A 7,910-nucleotide genomic window follows, 5' to 3' on the forward strand; every position below is an offset into this window, starting at 1 on the left:
CAGCGGCCCGCCCTGAATGCCGGGGAAGATATTGCTATCAATGACCTTGGCATATTCCTCGCGGCACAGAATCATGCCACCCCGGGGACCCCGCAGGGTTTTATGGGTGGTGGTGGTGACGAATTCGGCATGGGGCACCGGGCTGGGGTGCTCGCCGGTAGCTACCAGTCCGGCGATATGGGCCATGTCGACCATGATTTTGGCGCCAACCTTGTCCGCAATTTTGCGGAAGGCGGGAAAATCGATGGTGCGGGGATAAGCACTCGCGCCAACCACCAGCAGCGTCGGCCGGTGTTCCAGGGCCAAACGTTCCACTTCTTCATAATCGATGTGTCCGGTGTCCCTGCGCACGCCGTAGGAAACGATATTGAACAGCTTGCCGGAAAAATTGACCGGCGATCCGTGCGTAAGATGGCCGCCATGCGCCAGATTCATGCCAAGCACCGTATCACCGGGCTTGCAGGCCGCGAAGTAGACCGCCATGTTGGCCTGGGAACCGCTATGAGGCTGCACATTCGCATGCTCGGCGCCAAAAAGTTCCTTGGCGCGCTCGATGGCAAGCCTTTCAGCGATATCGACCATCTCGCAACCGCCGTAGTAACGTTTGGCGGGATAGCCTTCGGCGTATTTGTTGGTCATTACCGACCCCTGGGCCTGCATGACCTGTTCGGATACAAAGTTTTCCGAGGCGATGAATTCAAGATTGTATTCCTGTCGCTCGGTTTCAAGCCGAATGGCCTCGGCGATTTGGGGATCGTGCTGGGCGAGGGAATGAGACATTTTAGCGAGCCTCCTGCAATGCATTCTTCTGCTCTGTAAGCGTTGAATAAGGTGAAGGTGAAATGACAATGGGCAAGCCGCCGGCTTGCCCATCGGTATCGGGACCGCTCACAGCCGGCCGGCCCTGATATCATCCTCTATTTGTGCGATCTTGTCGAGCCGTTTCTGATGACGTCCGCCTTCGAACACCGCGTCCAGCCAAATCCCGACCATGGTTCGGGCTTTGTCGCCGGACAGCATGCGTCCTCCCAGCACCAGGATATTGGCGTTGTTGTGTTCCTTGGACATGCGCGCGGTAAACTCGTCCCAGATCAGGGCAGCGCGGACGCCAGGGAACTTGTTGGCCACCATGGACATGCCGATGCCGGTTCCGCAGATCAGAATGCCCTTCTCGGCTTCGCCGGCGGAGACCGCCCTGCCGACGCGCTCGCCGAAATCGGGGTAGTCCACGGAATCGCCATTATCGGTACCGAGATCCCTTACGTCGATGCCGCGCTCTTTAAGATAGGTCTTGATGCACTCCTTGAGTTCAAGACCGCCATGATCGCTGGCGATAAGAAACATCTGCCTACCTCAAACCTTTCTGAACAGCAGGCTGGCATTGGTGCCGCCGAACCCGAAGGAATTGGACAGCACACTGTTTACCCTGGCCTGCCGGGCCTCGTTGGGCACATAGTCGAGCTCACATTCAGGATCCGGCTCATGGTAGTTGATGGTGGGGGGAATCTCCCCGCGATCAATGGCCAGAACCGAGTAAACCGCTTCCAGGCCGCCTGCCGCGCCAAGTGCGTGACCGGTCATGCTCTTGGTGGAACTGACCATCAGCTTCTTCGCGTGTTCCTTGAACACGGTCTTGATGGCCATGGTTTCATACAAGTCGTTGAAGGGGGTCGAGGTACCGTGCGCATTGATATAGGTAACTTCTTCCGGTTGCATGCCGGCATTTTTCAGCGCCATGGCCATGCAGCGCGCGGCGCCTTCGCCACCCGGGGCCGGCGCGGTCAGGTGATGGGCATCGGCCGTCAGACCGTAACCGACCAGCTCGGCATAGATGCGAGCACCGCGGGCGCGGGCGGATTCGTATTCCTCAAGAATCACAATGCCGGCACCTTCAGCCATGATAAAGCCGTCACGCCCTTTTTCGAAAGGACGACTGGCGGCCTGGGGGTCGTCGTTGCGGGTCGAAAGAGCACGCATCACACAAAACCCTCCGACCGCAAGGGGCGTGATGGTCGATTCCGCCCCGCCGGCGATCATGACATCGGCATCACCGCGTCGCACGATATGATAGGCGTCGCCGATGGAATGGGTTCCGGTTGCACAAGCGGAAACCGATGAAACATTGGGACCCTTGGCTCCAAACCGCATGGAAATCTGACCGGGAGCCAGATTGGTGATCAACATCGGAATGAAGAAGGGTGAAATTTTCTTGTAACCACCCTCAAGATACGCGGAGTGGTATTTCTCGATGGTCGGCAGCCCGCCGAGACCGGCTCCGACCAGTACCCCGACACGTTCCGCGTTCTCGTCGTCGATGACAAGCCGGGAGTCTTTGACAGCTTCCTCGGCAGCGGCCAGGGCATACTGAATGAAGAGATCCATTTTGCGAATCTCTTTCTTTTCTATGAAGGCCTCGGCATCGAAATCCTTGACCTCGCCGGCGATCTGGCTGGGAAGGCCTGAGCAGTCGAATCGCGTAATCCGATCAATACCCGATTTGCCGGCCAGCAGGCTCTGCCAGTTTTTTTCCGCGCCGATCCCGAGCGCCGATACAGTACCGATACCGGTTACCACAACTCTTCGCATGATGAACTATGCCTCCGTATTGGGCTTGTCTGTGCCGCCTGCGGATAACCCTGCCAACAGCCGATCACTTTCGTTCAACCAAAATGGGGGAGGAAGCGCCGCGCTTGCCGCCTCCTCCCCTCGATACCAGAACTTGAATCAGGAATTGGCTACGATATAATCGACGGCGTCCTGAACGGTCTGAATTTTTTCAGCATCTTCGTCGGAAATTTCGATATCGAATTCCTCTTCGAGCGCCATAACCAATTCAACGGTGTCAAGGGAATCGGCGCCAAGATCGTCCATGAAAGAAGCGTCGCTGGTCACCTGCGCTTCGTCAACACCCAACTGCTCGGCAATAATCTGTTGTACTTTCTCCTCGATAGAAGCCATCTGCTTCACCTCCTTGTTGTTGTTCGGACCGATTGTTGATCGGACTGAAGACTATGCGGGAACAATAGTTGATACGCTTACATGTACATGCCACCGTTGACCCCGAGAACCTGACCGGTAATATAACCGGCCTGGTCCGATGCCAGGAACATAACGGCAGCCACGATATCCTCGGCTTCCCCGAAGCGCCCCACGGGAATCTGGCCAAGCAGATTTTCCTTGATTTTATCGGACAGCACCTCGGTCATGTCGGTGACGATGAAGCCGGGTGTCACGGCATTCACCGTGACATTGCGTTTGGCCAGTTCACGGGCGACGGATTTGGTCAGCCCGATGAGTCCGGCTTTGCTGGCACAATAGTTGGCCTGTCCGGCGTTCCCCATCTCGCCAACAACCGACGAGATGTTGACGATGCGACCGGAGCGCTGCTTGCCCATGATTCTGGCAGCGGCGCGGGTACACAGAAATGGGCCTTTGAGATTGGTATCGAGCACCGCATCCCAGTCCTCATCCTTCATGCGCACCAGCAGCGTGTCGCGGGTGATCCCGGCGTTGTTGACCAGGATATCCACCCGGCCGAAATTCTCCAGTGCGATTTCGAACAAGCGCTCCACATCGGCGGAGCTGGCGATGTCGGAGGGAACACTGAGCGCCTGCCCCCCCGCGGCCTGAATTTCCAGCACAAGGCTCTGCAGGGCATCAGCACTGCGCGCAGTGACGACCACCTTGACCCCGCTGGCGGCCATTGCCACGGCAATGGCACGCCCGATACCTCGCGATGCCCCGGTAACGATGGCGACTTTATCCTTGGACATGACAGCACTCCCCATTTCCGGTCGGCACGACCCGAATCAGAAGGTTTTCAGATCATCGACGGAACCGAGATTCTGAATGTCGGCCCCCTTGGCTATGCGTTTGATAAGGCCCGCAAGAACCTTGCCCGGGCCGATTTCCACGAATTGCTCCACGCCGGAGGCAACCAGATTCAAGACGGATTCTTCCCAGCGCACGGGGCTGTAGACCTGTCTTACAAGCAGATCGCGAACCGCGCCGGCATCGGTGCTGGGGACAGCCTCGACATTGCTGACAAGCGGGCAGCAAAGAGATGAGACCGGCACGTCGGCCAGCACCTCGGCGAGCTTTCGCGAGGCCGGCTCCATAAGCATGCAATGGAACGGTGCGCTGACCGGCAACGGCAGGGCGCGCTTGGCGCCACGCTCCTTGGCGTGAGCCATGGCACGTTCCACGGCAGCAACATGACCGGCGATAACAATCTGCCCGGGGCTATTGTAGTTGGCCGGAGCCACAACCTCCTGGCCAGCCACCTCACGACAGATCCCGTCGACATCCGCGGCATCCAGACCGATAATGGCCGCCATGGCACCGACTCCGACCGGCACCGCATCCTGCATGAAGGCACCCCGCAGCCGTACCGTGCGCACGGCATCGGCGAAGCTCAAAGCTCCGGCACAGACCAGCGCGGCGTACTCGCCAAGGGAATGCCCGGCCACGTAGTCAGGAGAGAGCCCCGTTTCTTCGCGCAATACGCGCAGTGCCGCAATGCTGGTGGTTACAATGGCAGGCTGGGTATTGGCGGTCAGTTTCAGATCCGCTTCCGGTCCTTCGAAACATAACTTGGCAAGATTCATGCCCAGAGCTTCATTGGCCTCTTCGAAGGTCAGACGGGCCTGGGAGAAAGTCTCTGCCAGGTCCTTGCCCATACCGGCAAACTGCGATCCCTGCCCGGGAAACACAAAAGCTTTCATGCTCGTTCGATCTCCTTTGCGCCGGTAGTCACCAGCGGATCAAAGCTGCACCCCAGGTGAAACCGCCACCGAAGGCATTGAGCAACAAGGTGTCGCCCTGCTTAATCCGACCGCTCCGATGCGCTTCGTCCAGTGCGATGGGGATGGATGCCGCCGAGGTGTTTCCCACCCTGTCCACATTGACCATCACCCGCTCCAGGGGAATGCCGAGACGCTTGGCCGTGGCTTCGAGGATGCGCCGATTGGCCTGATGAGGAATAAGCATATCCACGTCGTCCGCATGCAGCCCATTGGCATCCAGTGCCTCCTCGCCAGCTTCGCAGAGGGATCGCACGGCCACCTTGAACACCTCGTTGCCCTGCATCTGCACAAAGGGATTGCCCTGTTCCGCCGAGGCCGGTGCCGCCGGATTGCGAGAGCCCTGCCCCATCTGATACAGTAAAGGCCAGAAGCTGCCGTCGGCATGCAGATGACAGCTCAGCAACCCGTGATCGCCCTCTCCCGCCACAAGCACCGCGGCCCCTGCGCCGTCTCCAAACAGGATGCAGGTACCGCGATCCTGCCAGTCGACAATGCGGCTGAACACTTCAGCGCCGATCAGCAAAACCTTTTTGGCGCTTCCGGCCTTGATATAACTGTCGGCGATGGACATGCCATACAGAAATCCGCTGCAGGCTGCCGAAATATCGAAGGCGAACGCGCGACCGGCCTGCAGATTGTGCTGAACGACGCAAGCGGTGGCCGGCCAGCTGAAATCTCCGGTTACGGTGGCAACGATGATCAGATCGATCTCGTCGGCGGCCACGCCGGCCATGGCCAGGGCCCGCCTGCCCGCCTCGGTAGCCAGGTCCGAAGTAAATTCACCGGGAGCGGCAATATGACGCTCACGGATCCCGGTCCGCGCGGTAATCCACTCGTCAGAAGTTTCAACCATCCGCTCCAGATCGGCGTTGGTCAGGATTTTTTCCGGCAGATACGATCCGGTGCCGGCAATGCGTGTCCTTCTGATCATTCCGTACAACTCCAGGCGCAATCCTTCAAGGACGGAAAATACGTCTAGCAGGAGCCCTTTCCGGCAGCCCCCGCGTCTCCGTCGCATACTTCGGTCCCCAACTGAGCCACAAGACGCTCATTGATGCGCTGCGAAACCGACTCCCTGGCCATATGAATGGCATTCATTATGGCGCGCGCGTTGGAGCCACCATGGCAGATCATCCCGGTGCCCTGAATCCCCAGCAGCGGAGCTCCGCCATACTCTGCGTAATCGACTTTCTTCCGGAAAGCCCGAAAAGCAGGGCGCGCAAGAAGGTAGCCGAGTTTGGCGAAAAACCGCCGCCCGATCTCCTGGCGGAGCATGTCGCTGACAGCCTCGGACAGGCCTTCGGAAACCTTGAGCACCACGTTGCCGACAAATCCGTCGCACACCACGACGTCAACGTCGCCGCTGAAAATATCGCGTCCTTCGACGAACCCGATATAATTCAGCCGCGACTGCTTCAGCAAACCGTGCGCACCGCGCGACAACTCATTGCCCTTGCACTCTTCCTCGCCGTTGGACAACACCCCTACCCGGGGCCGTTCCTTGCCGAACATGAATTTGGCATACACAGCCCCCATGGTGGCGAACTGCGCCAGATGAAAGGGCTTGCAATCGACATTGGCGCCACTGTCAAGAACCACCGTCTGGCTCTTTTTGTTGGGCAGGATCGTTGCGATCGCCGGACGATCAATACCGGGAATCCGTTTCAGAACAAACATGCCGACCGCCATGGTCGCCCCTGAATTCCCCGCGCTGACAACCGCCTGAACCTCGCCGCGCTGCAGCATTTCGAAGGCCACCCGAATCGACGAGCCCTTCTTTTTGCGTACCGCGTCGGAAGGGGAATCATGCATCCCCACCACTTCGCTGGCATGCCGGACAGTCACATCGAGACCCGCCGTGTCGTATCGAGCGAGGATCGCCTCGAGACGGCCCTGGTCACCGACCAGAACAATGGGGACATCCCAACGCCGCGCCGCGGCAACCGCTCCTTCCACCTCGACCTCGGGGGCATTGTCGCCCCCCATGGCGTCGACGGCAACTACGATTTTTTCGTTCAAGCAGACGTCCTTCGCGATTCAGGTTTATTCGGTTTCAACGACGTCTTTGCCCTTGTAGCTTCCGCAGCTTTCACAGACACGATGGGGCTGCTTCGGTTCCTTGCACTGCGGGCAGATGGAAATTCCCGGAGCGGTCAGAAAATCATGGGCCCGGCGCATATCGCGTTTCGATTTGGAGGTTTTCTTCTTGGGTACAGCCATCTTTTAAAACTCCTTCCAAGCGGTCTTGAAGACCGGGTCATTTTGTCTTGCCAGAACCGCCGCCTCTGCGGCGGCCCATTGCCTATTTATTTCTTTTTTTCCACCTTGAAGTTTTTCAGCATCGAAAATTTCCCCTCAAGGACCGGCGCGCTGCATGCGCAGTCCCCGAGATTCAGATCCGCGCCGCACTGGGGACACAGCCCCCGGCAACCTTCCCTGCAGAGCGGCTTGAAGGGTAGCGCCATGATCACCTGTTCCTGGATCCCGTCGACAAGGTCGATTTCATCCCCCTCAAAGGAAATCAGGCCAAGATCATCGGCCGTCAACTCGATTTCCTCTGCATCCGGATCTTCCACCACCGGCATCTGACGAGCGTAAGTCAGGGCGAAGTCAACCGACAGCGGGCATTCGAAATCCTGCAGACATCGGCAGCACTGCAGTCGCACAACCGTATTCACGCTGCCTTCCACCATGACCATCTCATCCAGACGGCGGACCGTTGCCTCGATGTCGAGAGGTCGGACAAAAACAGCCTCACCATTTTCGTGAAGCTCGGCAAGCACGGGAAAGTGCTCGAACGGTTCGGACCTGTGTAATGCCAGGGTCCGATCCCTGATTTCATCCAAAGCAATGATCAATGCAGGATCTCCGGATAAATTGAAAGCCCGCAGGTAAGCGGGTAGTATAAGGTCTGGCCAAGGTTTGTCAAGGGAAAAGGTCTCCACCGGCGCCAACCCGGCCGTGGCCAGCCATTTACTAGCCTAGTGTCTATCCGGAAAGTCATAAGCTGTTGTAATTACGAACAAAATACACGTTTTTGTACTTGAATTCTTGAGCGTGGTATGACAATATAACCCTCTAACCTGTTGAATTTATTCAACTTCA

Annotated in this window: 10 protein-coding genes; all 10 read right to left on the reverse strand. The window is 58.1% G+C overall.

What is annotated here, in order from left to right; translation table 11 throughout:
* The coding region (gene glyA / locus AB7E65_RS10795; RefSeq protein WP_428745884.1) for a serine hydroxymethyltransferase at positions 1-780 on the reverse strand (780 nt) is incomplete at its 3' end.
* Positions 781-888: 108 nt separating this feature from the next.
* Complete coding sequence (rpiB, locus tag AB7E65_RS10800) at positions 889-1,344, reverse strand: ribose 5-phosphate isomerase B (RefSeq protein ID WP_072287479.1); 456 nt, start codon at positions 1,342-1,344, stop codon at positions 889-891.
* 9 nt (positions 1,345-1,353) lie between these two features.
* The gene (fabF, locus tag AB7E65_RS10805) at positions 1,354-2,586 is read right to left on the reverse strand and encodes a beta-ketoacyl-ACP synthase II (RefSeq protein ID WP_072287478.1); all 1,233 of its coding nucleotides are present in this window, start codon (positions 2,584-2,586) and stop codon (positions 1,354-1,356) included.
* 138 nt (positions 2,587-2,724) lie between these two features.
* The gene (gene acpP, locus AB7E65_RS10810; RefSeq protein ID WP_428745885.1) at positions 2,725-2,967 is read right to left on the reverse strand and encodes an acyl carrier protein; all 243 of its coding nucleotides are present in this window, start codon (positions 2,965-2,967) and stop codon (positions 2,725-2,727) included.
* Between the two features lie 68 nt (positions 2,968-3,035).
* Positions 3,036-3,773: a 3-oxoacyl-[acyl-carrier-protein] reductase gene (gene fabG / locus AB7E65_RS10815; RefSeq protein WP_428745886.1), complete on the reverse strand. Its 738-nt coding sequence runs from the start codon at positions 3,771-3,773 to the stop codon at positions 3,036-3,038.
* A gap of 36 nt (positions 3,774-3,809) precedes the next feature.
* Complete coding sequence (gene fabD / locus AB7E65_RS10820; protein WP_072287475.1) at positions 3,810-4,724, reverse strand: ACP S-malonyltransferase; 915 nt, start codon at positions 4,722-4,724, stop codon at positions 3,810-3,812.
* A 28-nt stretch (positions 4,725-4,752) separates the two neighbouring features.
* On the reverse strand, positions 4,753-5,733 hold the full coding sequence (locus tag AB7E65_RS10825) for a beta-ketoacyl-ACP synthase III (protein WP_072288161.1): 981 nt from the start codon (positions 5,731-5,733) through the stop codon (positions 4,753-4,755).
* A gap of 47 nt (positions 5,734-5,780) precedes the next feature.
* Positions 5,781-6,812 (reverse strand): phosphate acyltransferase PlsX, encoded by a 1,032-nt coding sequence (gene plsX / locus AB7E65_RS10830; RefSeq protein WP_072288160.1) that lies wholly within the window; start codon positions 6,810-6,812, stop codon positions 5,781-5,783.
* A gap of 36 nt (positions 6,813-6,848) precedes the next feature.
* Positions 6,849-7,025 (reverse strand): 50S ribosomal protein L32, encoded by a 177-nt coding sequence (gene rpmF, locus AB7E65_RS10835; protein ID WP_072287474.1) that lies wholly within the window; start codon positions 7,023-7,025, stop codon positions 6,849-6,851.
* An 86-nt stretch (positions 7,026-7,111) separates the two neighbouring features.
* Positions 7,112-7,663 carry a YceD family protein gene (locus tag AB7E65_RS10840; RefSeq protein WP_072287473.1) on the reverse strand — a complete coding sequence of 184 codons (552 nt, stop codon included), beginning with the start codon at positions 7,661-7,663 and terminating at the stop codon, positions 7,112-7,114.
* Between the last annotated feature and the right edge of the window lie 247 nt (positions 7,664-7,910).

The sequence above is a fragment of the Syntrophotalea sp. genome (assembly GCF_050253115.1).
GTDB lineage: Bacteria > Desulfobacterota > Desulfuromonadia > Desulfuromonadales > Syntrophotaleaceae > Syntrophotalea > Syntrophotalea acetylenica.